General features: G+C 64.7%; 16 protein-coding genes. 12 read left to right on the top strand and 4 right to left on the bottom strand.

Annotated features, from left to right (window positions below):
* Position 1: 1 nt before the first annotated feature.
* Complete coding sequence (locus C5N93_RS25305) at positions 2-451, bottom strand: hypothetical protein (RefSeq protein ID WP_242561440.1); 450 nt, start codon at positions 449-451, stop codon at positions 2-4.
* A 21-nt stretch (positions 452-472) separates the two neighbouring features.
* On the bottom strand, positions 473-931 hold the full coding sequence (locus tag C5N93_RS25300) for an HrpB1 family type III secretion system apparatus protein (protein ID WP_069341206.1): 459 nt from the start codon (positions 929-931) through the stop codon (positions 473-475).
* Between the two features lie 247 nt (positions 932-1,178).
* Here C5N93_RS25300 and sctU point away from each other — a divergent pair, with 247 nt between their 5' ends.
* The 11 genes from sctU (at position 1,179) to C5N93_RS25245 (ending at position 10,587) form a co-directional block, all read left to right on the top strand.
* On the top strand, positions 1,179-2,243 hold the full coding sequence (gene sctU, locus C5N93_RS25295; protein WP_069341205.1) for a type III secretion system export apparatus subunit SctU: 1,065 nt from the start codon (positions 1,179-1,181) through the stop codon (positions 2,241-2,243).
* A gap of 28 nt (positions 2,244-2,271) precedes the next feature.
* Complete coding sequence (locus C5N93_RS25290; protein WP_242561439.1) at positions 2,272-4,194, top strand: FHIPEP family type III secretion protein; 1,923 nt, start codon at positions 2,272-2,274, stop codon at positions 4,192-4,194.
* Positions 4,195-4,202: 8 nt separating this feature from the next.
* Complete coding sequence (locus tag C5N93_RS25285) at positions 4,203-5,150, top strand: type III secretion HpaP family protein (protein ID WP_242561438.1); 948 nt, start codon at positions 4,203-4,205, stop codon at positions 5,148-5,150.
* The gene (gene sctQ, locus C5N93_RS25280) at positions 5,147-6,337 is read left to right on the top strand and encodes a type III secretion system cytoplasmic ring protein SctQ (RefSeq protein ID WP_242561437.1); all 1,191 of its coding nucleotides are present in this window, start codon (positions 5,147-5,149) and stop codon (positions 6,335-6,337) included. Before C5N93_RS25285 ends, sctQ begins: the two co-directional genes overlap by 4 nt.
* Complete coding sequence (gene sctR, locus C5N93_RS25275) at positions 6,334-6,978, top strand: type III secretion system export apparatus subunit SctR (protein ID WP_069341201.1); 645 nt, start codon at positions 6,334-6,336, stop codon at positions 6,976-6,978. The genes sctQ and sctR overlap by 4 nt, the downstream gene beginning before the upstream one ends.
* Positions 6,979-6,982: 4 nt before the next feature.
* Entirely contained in the window at positions 6,983-7,243 is a 261-nt protein-coding gene (gene sctS / locus C5N93_RS25270; protein WP_069341200.1) for a type III secretion system export apparatus subunit SctS, read from the top strand.
* Positions 7,240-8,280, top strand: a complete 1,041-nt coding sequence (locus C5N93_RS25265; protein WP_242561436.1) for a hypothetical protein — start codon at positions 7,240-7,242, stop codon at positions 8,278-8,280. Before sctS ends, C5N93_RS25265 begins: the two co-directional genes overlap by 4 nt.
* The gene (locus tag C5N93_RS25260) at positions 8,277-9,269 is read left to right on the top strand and encodes a hypothetical protein (protein ID WP_242561435.1); all 993 of its coding nucleotides are present in this window, start codon (positions 8,277-8,279) and stop codon (positions 9,267-9,269) included. Before C5N93_RS25265 ends, C5N93_RS25260 begins: the two co-directional genes overlap by 4 nt.
* 111 nt (positions 9,270-9,380) lie before the next feature.
* Positions 9,381-9,620, top strand: coding sequence for a hypothetical protein (locus tag C5N93_RS25255; protein ID WP_242561434.1), 240 nt, complete (start codon positions 9,381-9,383; stop codon positions 9,618-9,620).
* Positions 9,621-9,737: 117 nt separating this feature from the next.
* A complete protein-coding gene (locus C5N93_RS25250) occupies positions 9,738-9,944 on the top strand; it encodes a hypothetical protein (protein ID WP_069341196.1) in 207 nt (68 codons plus the stop codon).
* 187 nt (positions 9,945-10,131) lie between these two features.
* Positions 10,132-10,587, top strand: coding sequence for a CesT family type III secretion system chaperone (locus tag C5N93_RS25245; protein WP_242561433.1), 456 nt, complete (start codon positions 10,132-10,134; stop codon positions 10,585-10,587).
* A gap of 23 nt (positions 10,588-10,610) precedes the next feature.
* Here C5N93_RS25245 and C5N93_RS28510 read toward each other — a convergent pair whose 3' ends face one another.
* Together C5N93_RS28510 and C5N93_RS25235 are read right to left on the bottom strand one after the other, a co-directional pair.
* A complete protein-coding gene (locus C5N93_RS28510) occupies positions 10,611-11,318 on the bottom strand; it encodes a response regulator transcription factor (protein WP_242561432.1) in 708 nt (235 codons plus the stop codon).
* Positions 11,319-11,709: 391 nt separating this feature from the next.
* The gene (locus C5N93_RS25235; protein WP_242561431.1) at positions 11,710-14,070 is read right to left on the bottom strand and encodes an HrpF/NolX family T3SS translocon protein; all 2,361 of its coding nucleotides are present in this window, start codon (positions 14,068-14,070) and stop codon (positions 11,710-11,712) included.
* 317 nt (positions 14,071-14,387) lie between these two features.
* On the opposite strand from C5N93_RS25235, the gene C5N93_RS25230 reads away from it, so the two are divergent.
* Positions 14,388-14,693: a hypothetical protein gene (locus tag C5N93_RS25230; RefSeq protein ID WP_242561430.1), complete on the top strand. Its 306-nt coding sequence runs from the start codon at positions 14,388-14,390 to the stop codon at positions 14,691-14,693.
* Positions 14,694-14,704: the final 11 nt, after the last annotated feature.

The following is a 14,704-nucleotide window of genomic DNA, read 5'->3' as shown; positions in this document are numbered from 1 at the left end:
GTCACTGGTTCTTCATCAGGTTCTGCACGGCCCCTTTGCCGCCCTGCGCGAAGCCCACCCCCAACTCGATGCGCGCCATCGTCTCGGCCATTTCGAATTGCAGACGCACCATGTTCGCCGTCAGTTCACGCGTGTCCATCTCACCGGCCTCGGCCTGAAAGTGGGCGACGTCGGCGGATACACGATTGACGGCATCGTCCTGACTCGCCACCATCTGCGCGGCGACCGACGTATGGGCGCCGCCCACGTTACCGGGGCGCTCCAGCGCCGCATTCGCCATCGACTGACGAAAGCGCGCTTCCATTTCGGCGGATGCCGGTGGCGGCATCGACGCGGCGGGCCCGGTGCCCGACGGGGCGACGGGCATGGCCCCCGGGCCGACGGCCGAGACAGCGCTTTGCGCGGCCAATGCGGCAACGGGTGGAACCGGCTTCACAGGCACGATAGCCATGGACTGCCTCGCTCGGCGCGATCAGGCGCGCATGAAATGCATGGTGGCGAACGGCGACACGTCGCCGGTCGTGGTGGCCGACGGCTCGGCTTCCTTACGCTTGCCCATGAGCAGGCTCACGAGGTTGACCGACTCCTGATCCTCGTTGCGCGCGAGGACTTCGTTGGCATAGATGCGCCACGAGGGGTCGCGCAGCGAGAACAGGCAGATGGCCGTGAGTGCGCTCACATAGGCGCCATACGGCGAGCGAAGCGGCTGGTTCTCCAGCTCGCGCAGCAATTGCGTCGCTTCGGTGTACTTCTTGCGCCCCATCAGCAGCCAGACGTCATACACGTGCAGTTCGCGAAAGCGCGGGCGCATCACATGCAGCGCCGCGAGCAGGCGCTCGGCTTCGTTGAGGTATTCCTTGTTGACGCTCGTCACGAGCAGTTCGATAAGACCGGATACCAGATTATCCGGACAGGACGTCAGTTCGAGCACGCTCGCCTCCGTGGGTGGTTACCGCGCCGACGTCACACGCGCATCGTGAGCGTCAGCCATATGCCACCCACGATAGCCGTGCCACCGGGGAGGCTACGTAGCGCAATGCGAACTATCGTCGCCCGGTGCGAACGCCTATCCCCCGGGGCACAAATCCTCACTTTCCCTTACCGGGCGCTTCGCGGAGCGCATCGCGACTTCGCATTGCGTTCGAGTCACGCGCAAGGCATCGACCAACATCGTGCCCATGTCCGATGAAAAAACCGAACAGCCCACAGAAAAGAAGCTAGAGCAGGCGAAGAAGGACGGGGAGTCGCCCAAGAGCACCGACCTGCCTGCCGCCCTGCTCTTTCTCGCGGGCGCTGCCGTGCTCGACTTCGCCCCCGGGTTTCAGGGCGATCACTTGCGCCAGATGTTCGTGATTGCGTTCGACGTCGGTCATGTCGGATCCCAAAGCTACGACATCTTCGATGCCATGCGCGTCATCGGCATTCAGGCCGCCTGGGTCCTCCTGCCCATGCTCGCCCTCGCCTTTCTCGTGCCCGTCATCGGGCTGGTATCGCAGGTCGGCGTCAACATCACCTTCAAGCCGCTCACGCCGAAATTCGACGCGATCAACCCCGGCGCCGGCCTCAAGCGCATGTTCTCGCTGCGCTCGTTCATCGACCTGATCAAGATGACGATCAAGGCGGTGGTGCTCGTTGCCGTGCTCTACAAGGTGACGTGGCTGCTCATGCCCGCCGCCGCCGGGCTGGTTTATCAGTCGACGTTCGCCGCCGCGAGCATCGCCTGGACGCTGCTGTGCCGCTTCATGGCCATCGGCGGTTTTGTCACGCTGCTGCTCGGGGTCGCCGATTACGGCATCCAGCGCTGGCTGTTCATTCGCGATCACCGCATGACCAAGGATGAGGTCAAACGCGAGAGCAAGGAGTCCGAAGGGGACCCGGAGATCAAGCAAAAGCGCAAGGCGTTCGCCAAGGAACTGCTCAATGAGCCGCCGAAGGCCTCGCTGTCGCAGGCGAACGCGCTCGTGGTGAATCCGACGCATTACGCCGTGGCGATTCGTTACGCCCCCGAAGAACACGGGTTGCCGCGTGTCATCGCCAAGGGGCTCGACGACGACGCACTGCGCATGCGCGCCCATGCCGAAGCCATCGGTCTGCCGATCGTGCCCGCGCCGCCGCTCGCGCGTGCGCTCTATGAAGTCCCGCTGGGAGACGCCGTACCGGATCCGCTGTTCGACGCCGTCGCCGAAGTCCTGATCTGGGTCAGCCAGCTACCGCAGCCCGGTGGCTCGGGTCTGCTCGCATGAGGTTCACGCCGCCGAGGTTCACGCCGACATGAAAACCAACGTCCATCGCTACTCCGGTGAAGTCGCCATCGCTGCCCTGATCGTGGCCGTGGTTGCGCTCATGATCCTGCCGCTGCCCACGCTGCTCATCGACATGCTGCTCTCGGTGAACATCACCCTCAGCGTGGTGCTGCTGACCGCCACCATGTATGTGCCCAGCGCGACGTCGCTCTCGTCGTTTCCCTCGCTGCTGCTCTTCACGACGTTGCTGCGCCTGTCGCTGAACATCGCCTCGACCAAGTCGATTCTGCTGCATGCCGACGCGGGACACATCATCGAGAGCTTCGGCGAGCTGGTCGTCGGCGGCAATCTGGTCGTCGGTCTGGTCGTGTTCCTGATCATCACGACGGTGCAGTTCATCGTGATCGCCAAGGGTTCGGAGCGCGTGGCCGAGGTCGGTGCGCGATTCACGCTCGACGCCATGCCCGGCAAGCAGATGAGTATCGACGCCGACGTGCGCGCCGGGAACCTCACGGGCGAGGAAGCGCGCAAACACCGCGCGTTGCTCGCCGTCGAGAGTCAGTTGCACGGCGGCATGGACGGCGCGATGAAGTTCGTCAAGGGCGACGCCATCGCGGGGCTGGTCATCACGATGGTCAACATCGTGGCCGGCATCGTGATCGGCGTGACCTACCACGGCATGACGGCCGGCGAGGCGGCATCGCGCTTTGCCGTGCTATCCATCGGCGACGCCATGGTCTCGCAGATCCCGTCGCTGCTGATCTCCGTGGCCGCCGGCGTGATGATCACGCGCGTGGCGAACGACCACGACAAGCCCCGCTCGCTGGGCATGGAGATCGCCGCACAGCTCTCCACCAGTCCGCGCGCCCTGTGGACGGCATCGATCCTGCTGTGCGGTTTCGCGCTCGTGCCGGGCTTTCCGTCGACGATATTCCTCGTACTCGCATCCGCCATCTTCATCGGCGGGCGTGCCGTTCGGGCGCATCTGCAACGCAATGCCCGCACCGATGGCGAAGCGCTCGCCTCGTTGCAGCGCGAAGGCGCGAAGAAGCTGGCGGGCAACATGCTGCGGCACGCCCCGTCGTTCGCGGCACCGCTCGCCGTCAAGCTTTCAACGTCGCTCGCCACGCAGATCGACAGCACTGTGCTGAACGAAGCGTTCGAGAAGGGCCGCCGCGCGGTCACCGACGAACTCGGCCTGCCCTTCCCCGGCATCGTGTTCTGGGCCGACGAAAGCTTCGCGGACGACGAGTTCGAAGTGCTCATACACGATGTGCCGGTCGCGCGCGACGTCTGCGCTGCCACCTCCGCCGACTCGCGCGAAGTGCAGATCAGCAAGTGCGTGGTGACGATGCTTCGACGCGAAGCGCGGCTCTTCATCGGCGTTCAGGAAACGCAGTGGATCATGGAGCGCGCCACGCCCGACTATCCCAATCTCGTCACGGAAGTGCAGAAAGCGGCACCGGTTCAGCGTATCGCCGAAGTCCTGCGCCGACTACTCGAAGAGCAGGTGCCGATCCGTGACATCCGCGCCATCATGGAAAGTCTGGTGGCATGGGGACCGAAGGAAAAAGACCTCATCATGCTCACCGAATATGTGCGCAGCGATCTGGGCCGGATGATCGCGCACCGCGCGGCGCAGGGACAAGGCCGCCTGCCCGCCATCGTGCTCGATCAGTCGCTGGAGCAGACCATTCGGCAAGCGATCAAGCCCACACCGGCAGGTAACTTCCTCACGCTCGAACCCCATCTCATCGAAGCGATCGTGCGGCGTCTCGCCGAACTGGCAACCGACAGCCCGCCGGAGAACCTCTCCGTGGTGACGGCCGCCGACATCCGCCGCTACTTCCGGCGTCTGATCGAAAAGCGCTTCCACTGGATGAATGTGTATTCGTTCCAGGAGCTGAACGGCGAAGTCGACCTGCGCATGGTCGGTCAGTTGTCGATCTGAACATCACCATGAACCATCGGATACGGCTTCAGGGTGCGATCTTGCATGCACCCGCCACAGATGAGGCGACGACGACCGAACTGCCGCGCCCCCGCAGCGCTGCCGACGGGGAGGCTGCGGGGCGATTTCGCCAGTTGTTGATGCGTCGCGGGCCGACGCCCGACGACACTGGGACGCCCGACGGAATCGCCAGCGAAGACGAGAAGCCGCACGGCGGAGAAGACGAGCGACCACCTGGCGGCCAAAGCGACGACGCACTCACCGGCATCACGCCGGACGGCGCCTTGCCTTGGCAGCAAAACGACGCCCGCGAGCGAATGATGGCCACCGCGGACGCGTCCCCCGGCACCGCTCGCACGCCTCACCATCGTCCCCATCCCCAACGCACGCAGCCCCGTCGCACGGGCGTGTCGGGGGCATCGGCCACGCAGGCACCGGCAGCGCAAGACGCCGAGCAACCCGACGAAGCCATGCCGCCTGCGCGCATCGAAGGGCCAATCAGCGTGTCGGCGATGCCGGCCGATCGTCAACGGTTCGGCGACAGCCGCGTGCCGCAGCGACTGGACGACACCACGTCCACCGTCGAAGCCGCAAACGCGGCGCAACGCTTCAATGCGTTCGGGCTACCCGCTATCGTCGATGCGCTCACGCAGGCGCTGACCGCGCATCGCACGACGTCTGCGCAGGCCATGACCCAACGCACGGACCCTGTGAGCACACCTCGCGAGATCGTCCTGACGCTCAACCCGGCGATCCTGCCGGACACACGTGTGCAACTTCAACTTTCGGGTGGCGCCCTATCGCTTCGCTTCGAGACGGAACACCGTCAGTCGGTCGCTCTACTCTCGGATCAGGCGGCGCAGCTCGCACAGCGCGTTTTCCACCGCACCGGCCGCGCCGTCACCGTCAGCCTGAACGGCGACACGCTCGTCAGCAGCCACCGATCCGCTTCATGAACACGACGCCGTCCCTGTCCCCCACCCCTTCGCCGCTGCCACTGCGACGCTACCGCCCGGCGCTCGCCAGCGTCGCGCGCTGGCTGGTGCGCGACGCGACGTACGGCTTGCAGGTGTCGACGGGACCGGCCTCGCTTAGGTCCGGCGCACTGGCCCGCCTCGTGCTCGGGAGCGCGTTCGGCGAGCTACGTCTGCGTGTCGACCTGTCCCGCGCGCCGGCATTGGCCGCGATGGCGCGTGACCCGGACACGCTGCGCGCACGCATACTCGTCAACCTTTATCTCGACGTCCATCTCGCAGCGCTTCGCCGGGCGGGCATCGCCGGGCTCGTCGTGCGCGAATGCGAATGGGACGACGCGCCGCTGGCGGATGAGGCGCTCCCCATTGCTACGCGAGACGGCGAGATCACCGGCGCCATCGAGTCGGTGGACGACACCTTTGCCGATGCGCTCGCCGGCATCCATCTCGTGCAGACGACCACGCGGCCTGACGTCGTGCATGCCGTCGATGCCATCGACACCTTATGCCTGCCCTGCCGGCTGTGCCTCTCTCGCCAGAAAGTCGCGCTTTCGCTGCTTGCCTCGCTGCGTCCCGGAGATGTGCTGTTCGGCTGGCACGATCCGCTGCCGCCCGATGCCGCGCAAGATGCCCCGCTGTCGATCTGGCTTCCCGACGCGGCGCCGACGAACGCTTCGGGCGCCACGGGATGGGTCGCCTACGCGATGCGCCTTGGCGCCTCCCTCACCCTAACGTCCCCATTTGCCATGACGACCGATTTCAACGCTGACCTGCCGGACTGGCATGCCGGAGACGACATGTCCGAAGGATTCGACGCACACACGGCACCGGACGCCCGACTCACCGCAACCGACACCGATATCGATACCGGTATCCACGCGATGCCGAGCGCCGACACCGCGCCCGACACCTCTCCTGTCGGTGTCGTGGCGTCGGGCAACCCGCTTGCCGGTCTGGTCGTACCGCTGCACCTCGAAGTCGGCACGCTCGATCTGACGCTCGCCGATATCGCCCGCATGCAACCCGGCTATCTGCTGGAACTGCCGAATGCCGCCGCCTGCGCTCAGGTTCGCCTGACAGTTCACGGTCAAACCGTCGGGCACGGCGAACTCGTTGCCATCGGCGAGCATCTCGGCGTGCAGATCACGCATATGGATGCCCGGGCATGAACACCAGCCTGAATTTCGCCTCGCTGCTGGTCACGCTCCTCGCGCTGGGGCTGCTGCCCTTCGTCGCGATGGTCGTGACGTCGTACACGAAGATCGTGATCGTGCTCGGTCTGCTGCGTAACGCGCTGGGCGCACAGCAAGTACCGCCGTCGACGGTCACCAACGGCATTGCGCTGATTCTGTCGTGCTTCATCATGGCGCCCATCGGCATGACGGCATTCAAGGGCACGAACGATCTCGCGGCAGACGGCGGTGCGAACGCCGTGCAGGTCTTCGACGCGGCGCGCGAGCCCATGCGTCAGTTCCTCTCGAAGCACGCGAGCGAGCGCGACAAGGCGTTCTTCCTGCGCTCCGCACATGAGATCTGGCCGGCTGCGCTCGCCGACAAACTCGGCCCCGACGACCTCATCGTGCTTGGCCCCGCCTTCATGACGAGCGAGCTGACGGCATCGTTCAAGATCGGGTTCCTGATCTACCTGATGTTCATCGTGGTCGATCTGATCATCGCGAACGTGCTCATCGCGCTCGGGCTGTCACAGGTCACGCCGACGAACGTGTCGATTCCCTTCAAGCTGCTGCTCTTCGTCGTGCTCGACGGATGGTCCGTGTTGCTGCACGGCCTGATCTCAACCTACAAGTGATGCGATGGATTACGAGAACATTGTCCAGTTGACGACCGGTGCGCTGACCGTCTGCCTGCTCGTCTCCCTGCCCCCGGTGCTCACTGCGGCATTCGCCGGGCTGTTCATCTCGTTCATTCAGGCCGTGACGTCGCTCCAGGACGCCAGCATCTCGCAAGTCGCCAAGCTGATCGTCGTCACCGTGGTGATTTTGGCGACGGCGTCATGGGGCGCCTCCACGGTCGTAGCCTTTGCCAAATCCATTCTGAACGTGGTGTTCGCATGAAGGTGATCTCGAACCTGCCCGGTATGGCGCCGATCGCCGTCCCCACGGGCGACGATACCCCGGCGGCCGGCACGACATCGCCCGCGACGTCCGGTGCGCATCACCATCACCACCACCACGCCACGTCGACGAACAATACGTCGCGACGTCGCGGACGTGGCACGCACGATCCGGCGCACACGCCCGATGCTCACGAACTGCTTGAAGAGCTTCATCAGCTCGCGCAGCATCATCCGTCGACGCATCGTCGCAAGACGCAACGACGCGGGGCCGCAACCAGCACCGATCCGGAATCGCCGCAGGAGATGGACTCGTCCGACGAGGACGAAGCGCTCCGATGGGAAGCGATCGAAGCGCAGGAGCAGGCGCTGGAGCGCTTGATAGTGCAAGTCAGCGCGCGCGACAGCGGTAACGAACGCGACCAGAAGGATCGCGAACGTGATAATCGTCGTGAAGCCTCGCTGCGGGCGATGAGCCATGCGGCAGAGCAATTGGCCTCGCCGTCGCAGACGACAGCGAAGTCAGCCGCGGAAGCTTCTCGCGTCACGCCAACGTTTGCCCGCACGCTGAAACTCAGCCCGAGCGAACTCGCGCGAACGACTCACGCCGCGGCCGTCGATGCGTTCGCTCGTCCGGCCACGCAAGAAGAGATCAGCACGCTCGCCGCGAAAGCCTTGCTTGCCTTGGGCAATCGGTATCGCGCGTCGCGCCACACGTCGACACCCGGAGACGCACTGAGGGAAGCCACAAGCATCATCGCTCACGCCCTTGCCATGCCCGTTGCGGAGGGCCCCGCGTCGCGTCGCTACGCGACGTTGCGAGCGGTGCGGCATGCCCTGGTGGAAGCGATCCGTCAGGTGCCATCGGGCAGCAAGACGCCGGGACACGATGGTCAGGATTCCTTTTTGTTGTTGCTGCCGCTCATGATGCTCGGGCTCGCCGCACCGATGCGGGCATCGCAGCGCGGTATTCGTCAGGCCCGTTTTCAGGCCGCTACGCGTGAGCGTCTTCCTGCCGCCGAAGGACTTCGCAAATGACCCAAAGAATTCGGATTCTCACCGGAATACACGCAGGCGCTCAGATAAATTTGTTTGCAAGCAGGACGGCAATCGGTTGCAGCGAGCAGGCGCAGGTGCAGATCAGCGACTGGCCCGGCCCCGACGGCACACTGACGTTGCCGGGCGACGGATCGATGTGGTTGACGCTGACGGCAGAGAACGGTTCGCCGCAGACGATTCCGCTGCAAGAGAAGGTGCCGGTCCAGTTCGGCGACATCGTTTTCTGCCTCGGTGCCGACAACGATGCGTGGCCGACAGACGCCGCACTGCTCCAGCAACATTTCGCCGTGACGCATGGCGCTGCGGCGACGAGCGACGCGGCAGTACCCGGCGAACGAGCGTCGGCACGACCCGACGCACGGCGCGGGTGGCGAAATGTGTCGCTCGCCATGACGGTGGTGGTATTGAGCGCGGGCGGTCTGACGTGGTTCGGCGTGCGCGATGGCAGTGCCGTCGCCGCCCCGGAAGCCAGCGTGCGCCCCGTATCGGCCGACGCGTCGCTCGATGCTGTAAAGCAGGTGGTCGCTACCCTTGGGCTGGACGATCTGAGCGTGCAGCGTCAGGGGCGACGGTTGGTGGTCAAGGGTGTCGTGGCGACAGCCGAGCAGGCGACCGCACTCAGCCATCGACTCTCGAAGCTCGATGCCGAGGGCGTCGACATGCGAGTGGTCGTGGCCGCGCAGGTGGCAGAAGACATTCGCGCGCTGCTCGGTGAAAGCGGCGTGAGCGTGGAATACCTCGGCAGCGGACGTTTTCGTGTGACGGGTGCAGTCGTCGACATGAACCGAACGACGACGCGTCTGGCGCAGGTGCAACGAGATTACGCAGGCGCGATAGCCGGTATCGAAACATCGTTGAGCGCGAGCGAAGCCCCGCTGCGCAATGTCAGCGCGATGCTCGATTCGGCGGGCGTGCAGTACGTGGAACAGACCGACGGGACGAAGCGTTTTTCGTTGAATGCGCAGTAGCGCCTCACGAAGTCGCCACCGTGACGATGGTGAAAAGACAGGCCGGATCGATCGCAGGTATCGATGACGAACAAGGCCGAAAAGCAGTCCTCATGAATCAGGAGTACGAAGATGTTTGAAGCGATTACGCCGGAAGTCGGCGCCGCCCTCGACAGGATCAACGATCTCGTGGCGGCCAACCCGCTCGATGCCCGCATCGAGAATAGCGTTGCGACGCTGCGCGAAGTGGCGCAAACGGTCACGCAGGCATCGGTGCGTTGCGCCGAGCCGCTTCAGCGCAACGAAGGACACATGGTGGCCGATGGCCTGATCGCCGCTGCCACGATCTGCAACAAGTTGCGCGGCATGTAAGGGTTTCGACCGGGGCGCAGGTAACGCGCGTCGGTCGTCAATGGAGTAGCACCCCGACCGGCGGGTAAGCCGGCAATCTCACTATTGTTCGGTTCGAGTCGAAAGAGGAGTTTTATCATGAGCAAATTCAGCACTGGCATGAACGCAGGTGCCGCCGCCGCAGGTGCAGCAGGCGCCGCAGGTAACACCGGCATGGACACGGCAAGCGCGATCGCCCAGATCAACGCCGCCGCCGAAGCCGAAAACGAGATCAACCTGGCCACCACGTACGCGCAGCTGCGTGAAGCGGGCCCCAAGAACATGAAGAGCCTGACGCAGGGCTGATCGGCGCGACGTCGGGGCGCGGCCACAAGTCGCGCGCCCACGCCGCCCATCGCAGTACTGTGCGGACGCCCCGGGCGTCCGCGCTTTCGTTGTACCGCCCGATGTCTGCGACGACGACTTTCGCCACTCCCCTTTTGCCTCGCACACGCCCCGAGTCTGGCGGGCGAGAGACGACCCCGATGCCCCGATGAGCCTGGAACGCCGCAACGAACTGCTCGCAGAACTCTGCGCGCTGCTGGAGATTCCCGACGTAAACGGCATCGTCCAGGCCGGGCGTCTGAACGTCAACGAGTTCGAAGTGGCCGTCGATTTCTTCGAGCAGGATCCCGAGGCGATCTATCTCGACTTCGAATACGGGATCGTGAGCGGCGGCCGGACGTTGCGCATTTACCGCCTCATGCTGGAGGCGAATCTCACCGTCTACGCGCAGGACCAGGCACAACTCGGTGTGAATCCGACCACCGGCGGCATCATCCTTGTCGTGCGCGTGCCGCTCGGACACGACGTGAACGGCGGCTACCTCTGTGAACTACTCGATCACTACGTCGAACATGGCCGGTACTGGCAGGACAACATTCTCCAGTCCTCGGACGACATGTTCGACCAGCTCGCCAGCGGTGAGTATCAATGGATTCGGGCTTGATTGCCGACGCGCGCTCGGTACGATCAGTGCCTGACGTCGCGCGGACCGTCCAGCCGATAGCCGGACGCATAGACGGCGCGCAGCGCTACCGGCCCGCCACCTGACAGGCCTAACTTGCGGCGCAACTGGTTGATGTGACGTGTCAGGGCGCTTGGCTCGCGTGCGCGGGCCTCGTCGCCCCAGATTTTCTCCGAGATCCGCGGGCGGCTCAGTACCGCGCCGGGATGCGAGAAGAATAGCCACGCCATCGCGAATTCATAGGCGGTGAGGTGGATGAGGCTGCCCTCGCGCGTGCAACGGCAGTTCGCCTTGTCGAAACGATAGCCACCGTATTCGATGATCGTCGATTCCAGTTCGTGCATGCGACGGCGCGCCACGCAGCGTTGCGCGCGCGCCTGCAATTCGTCGAGCGACAACGCACCGGCGACGATATCGTCGACCCCGCTGGCGAGCGCATCGCGCATCACGGTGGCGCAAAGGTATTGCCCGGTCACCAGAATCGGCAAGTCGTGGCGGGCATGGCAATCGCGCCATGTAGCGAGAAAGGGAATGGCTTGCGCGTCGGTGTCGGCGTCGATGACGACCAGATCGGCGTTGGCGCGCAGGGAAAGATAACGAATCAGTTCGATACGATCGTCGAAGTCGACCACCCGGCAATCGCCCGTACCTTGTTCAAGCACCGAAACGACGGCGCGCAGCGTCTTGCTCCGTGTCAGTAACACGATGACCACACTCAATCCTCAAGTCAGACGGCCCCGGCGAAAAGTTTGCTGGGTCTGCCGGGTCTGTCGCGCTCTCTTGCGGCGCTTATTCGGCAGGCAGCACGGGACGCCGCGCTTTGATCGCAGCGTGCCGACCTCGGGTAAAGCCTTGGGATGACGGGTATCGGTTCCAGAAAACAACGCATCCGTCCGGTGGGTTCGGAGGCGTCTGTCGAGGCGGACCGTTGCAGTCTGCCTGAGCACTCCGGCGAAATCTGAAATCTCACCGGCGTGTCATATTACGTTTCATTACAAGCGCACCCTCCCGGGGCTTGTCGCCCGGAAGGGTGCGAGGGGAATCCTCAAGATGGGGCATTTGCATGACACGAGCCAGCGACGCCAGCTCGCGTCCCGGTCGCGATCAACTGTTCTGATTCTGGTTCTGACCGGTCACCGCGCCGTAGACCTGGCTTTCGACCTGATCCTTGACGTTGTCCTTGACGGTGTCCTTCGCCCCGTCCTTCACGGCGTCGGTCACGGCGCTGCGATCGACGGTGTGCCCCGCGAACGAGAAGGTCTTGCCCGCGGCGGCTTCCGCCCCCTTCGTACCGGCATCGGCAACAGCGCCAGCCCCGGCTTCCGCGCCCTTCACACCCGCGTTGGCTGCCGTGCTCGCGGCCTTGGCCCCGGCTTCGGCTGCCGCCGTCGCACCGGCTTCCGCCCCCTTGACGATGCCCTTCATGACGACCTTGCCCATGCCCGGCGCTACGAGACCGACGGCTGCCGCACCCAGCCCGATGGCCGCGTCGCGTTCCGCCTTGAGAATGTCGGCCTTGCTGCCGCCACCGGCGGCCACCGCCGCCACGTCCAACTGTCCCGATACCGCTTCGGTGGCCATCGACGCGGCCGAGAACAGCGGTCCGATCCCCGGAATCTTGCCGAGGAAGCTCAGCACCGTGGAGATGACCTCGAATATCTTCGCGAAGGCATGCAGGATCTTCTGACCGATGTTCTGCAACTGTCCGCCCTTCTCCTTCTTGATCGCCGGCTGATCCATGGCACCCGCCTGCATGGCGGCCACCGCTGCCTTCTCGGCGTCACTGGTCGGTTTGTGCGTCGGCGGCGTGGCCGGCGGCGTCTGCCCCCACGTCTTCGAGTTCTTGATGAAGTTGTTCAGATCGCCCTTCGAGATGTCGCCATCGTCGGCGGCGTGGCGGGCCGAGCCGTTGTTGCCGTGCGTGGCGTTATCGAGCATGCCGAACAGCGCCGGGTCGTCCAGCATCTTCTGCGCGGCTTTGCGCACGGCATCGCTCTGGCTCGAATCGTTGGCGATCGACTTGAGCTTGTCGCGCGTCATGTCGCCCTTGCCGAAGAACGCGTCGCTGTTGTTCTGGATCGTCTGGATCGTTTGCGTCTCGTCTGCCGTCAGATGAACGCCGTGCGAGATGTTGTCCAGCAGATCGCCACGCTTGATCGAGCCGCCCGTGCCCGCAATCGCCTGCCATTGCGCCGGATTGTCGAGATAGAACTGTGCGGCGGCAATCACCTGCGGCGGCATCTTGCCTTCGCCGCCGGTCCCGTTCACGATGTCCTGCAACGTCTGCTGCGAAACGTTCTTCGGCAGATAGTCGGAGTACTTGAACAACTCGTGCTGCGCGTCGTCCGTGGTCATGTCGCGCGGCTGGGTCGTGCCGCTCGTGTCGTCCGACGGAATGTAGTTGTGCGTGAACGTCTCGGCTTCCTGCTGCATGTACGCCTGCACTTCCGGGTGCTGCGAGATCAGCGAGGTGACGTCCTGCGGCGCGTAGGAGCCGTCGCGCTTGCCGGTCTTGCCCGCGTCGAGCTTCTGCTGAAGGATCGGGTCCGAGGCGAACTGTTGCAGCGCGGCCTTGAGATCGGGCGGCGTGTTCGGATCGTTGATCTTGTTGATCAGATCGCCCGTGTTGCCCTTGATGGCATCCTGATGGCGGGCCAGCACGGAGAGTGTCTGAATCTCGTCGTCGGAGAGCGGCGTGTCATGGTCGGCGACCACGTAGTCCGCGAAGTTGTTCTGGTGCGCGACACCGCCCTTGCCGGCGATCTCCTTCGTGAAGCGATCGCCGCCGTCGGCCAGCATCGTCTTGGCGGCCTGCTTGAGATCGTCCGACGCACCGGCGCCGACCCCCGTGCCGTTCGCGATGTCCTGGAGATCGGACACGCTCACCCCCTTGCCCTTCATGTCCGGGCTCGTGCTCATCCAGGCGTCGAGCGTGCGGGCCGCGTTGCCGAACGCCTTGTCGTCGTCATCTTCACCGGCGTCGCCATTGGCATCGCTCGGCGGCACCATCATCGACGCCAGCTTGGCTTTCGCGTACTCGGGGTTGTAGAAGCCGCCCGCCGTGAACATGGAAATGGGCTTGCCGTTCTCGTCCTTGACGGTGTCGTCGTCGCCGCCGGCGCCCGACGTGCCCGATGCACCGGCATTGCCTTCAGCGGCTTTGGGATCGGCCACGGCTGTGCGCGTTGCGGGAGCGGCCGCGCCCGTAGCGCCGTTCGGCACGACCAGGCCGATACCGAAATGTTCGAACTGTCCGTGCAGGGGCGGCTGGAGGTTCTCCGCGCCCGCCGGGCCGGCATTGACCAGACGCGCCTGCGGCTGCCCCGGCATCCCAATACGGCCTGCGGCACCGCCCAGCATGCCGGAAATTTCGGTCTCGAGGTCCTTGACAGCGTCCTGCACGCCTTCGAGCGCCGACTCCAGTCCGGCCAGCGCCGGAGAACTTGTTCCTACACGCATGTTCATCGTTTTTCACCGTATCGTGACGTCACACCGACTTCGCCGGACCCGCAATACACCCACTGCGCACCTGGCGGCCTGACGCGATTATCGGAAGCGCCTTTTGCGCATCACGGCGGGAATGCGAACTTTGCGACGCGCCGACGAAAGCCGGGGAAAACCGGTGACGTGCGCGGGAACTCACTCGATAGGAATACTGACTAGCGAAGGCGCACCACCGATGCCCGGTTCGCTCTGCGCCGCGCAGCTTCGCCTCGTGTCCATGGCACGCACGGGGGCAAGCTACGCTGCAAGCTCCTCTACGTCCCCTAAAAGGAGTCACCGTGAGAATTTCGGGAAGTCATTCTTCGTCGACGCATCACTCCGGCCCATCGGAGCCGTCGCATGGCCCGTCGGGCAGTCAGCACGGCAGCAGCGGTGCGCATGGCACACAAGGCGGCAAGCACAGCGATTCCGGGATGGACATTCCGCCCGTCGGCGGCAAGTCCGGCGCGGGCGGCGCCTCGGGTGCCAGTGGCAGCGACGTCACGCAGGCCCTCGATCAGATGATTCTTCAACTCGGTCAGAACATGCTGAGCAGCGGCAAGAAGTGGGCCGCGCAGCTCAAGGCGGACAACGACGACAGTTGATGCCGCATTGA

Source organism: Pandoraea sp. LA3 (assembly GCF_022696215.1).
Lineage (GTDB): Bacteria > Pseudomonadota > Gammaproteobacteria > Burkholderiales > Burkholderiaceae > Pandoraea > Pandoraea capi.
The sequence above is the reverse complement of the archived record's forward strand: the minus strand, read 5'-3'. Positions and strand labels throughout refer to the sequence as shown.

Excerpts from the sequence above, each read along its gene's own strand:
- sctR (WP_069341201.1), top strand. The coding sequence starts at position 6,334 with ATGAACACCAGCCTGAATTTCGCCTCGCTGCTGGTCACGCTCCTCGCG.
- C5N93_RS25260 (WP_242561435.1), top strand. The coding sequence starts at position 8,277 with ATGACCCAAAGAATTCGGATTCTCACCGGAATACACGCAGGCGCTCAG.
- C5N93_RS25250 (WP_069341196.1), top strand. The coding sequence starts at position 9,738 with ATGAGCAAATTCAGCACTGGCATGAACGCAGGTGCCGCCGCCGCAGGT.
- C5N93_RS25305 (WP_242561440.1), bottom strand. The coding sequence starts at position 451 with ATGGCTATCGTGCCTGTGAAGCCGGTTCCACCCGTTGCCGCATTGGCC.
- C5N93_RS25235 (WP_242561431.1), bottom strand. The coding sequence starts at position 14,070 with ATGAACATGCGTGTAGGAACAAGTTCTCCGGCGCTGGCCGGACTGGAG.
- sctQ (WP_242561437.1), top strand. The coding sequence starts at position 5,147 with ATGAACACGACGCCGTCCCTGTCCCCCACCCCTTCGCCGCTGCCACTG.
- C5N93_RS25265 (WP_242561436.1), top strand. The coding sequence starts at position 7,240 with ATGAAGGTGATCTCGAACCTGCCCGGTATGGCGCCGATCGCCGTCCCC.
- C5N93_RS25245 (WP_242561433.1), top strand. The coding sequence starts at position 10,132 with ATGAGCCTGGAACGCCGCAACGAACTGCTCGCAGAACTCTGCGCGCTG.
- C5N93_RS25290 (WP_242561439.1), top strand. The coding sequence starts at position 2,272 with ATGAAAACCAACGTCCATCGCTACTCCGGTGAAGTCGCCATCGCTGCC.
- C5N93_RS25255 (WP_242561434.1), top strand. The coding sequence starts at position 9,381 with ATGTTTGAAGCGATTACGCCGGAAGTCGGCGCCGCCCTCGACAGGATC.
- sctU (WP_069341205.1), top strand. The coding sequence starts at position 1,179 with ATGTCCGATGAAAAAACCGAACAGCCCACAGAAAAGAAGCTAGAGCAG.
- sctS (WP_069341200.1), top strand. The coding sequence starts at position 6,983 with ATGGATTACGAGAACATTGTCCAGTTGACGACCGGTGCGCTGACCGTC.
- C5N93_RS25285 (WP_242561438.1), top strand. The coding sequence starts at position 4,203 with ATGAACCATCGGATACGGCTTCAGGGTGCGATCTTGCATGCACCCGCC.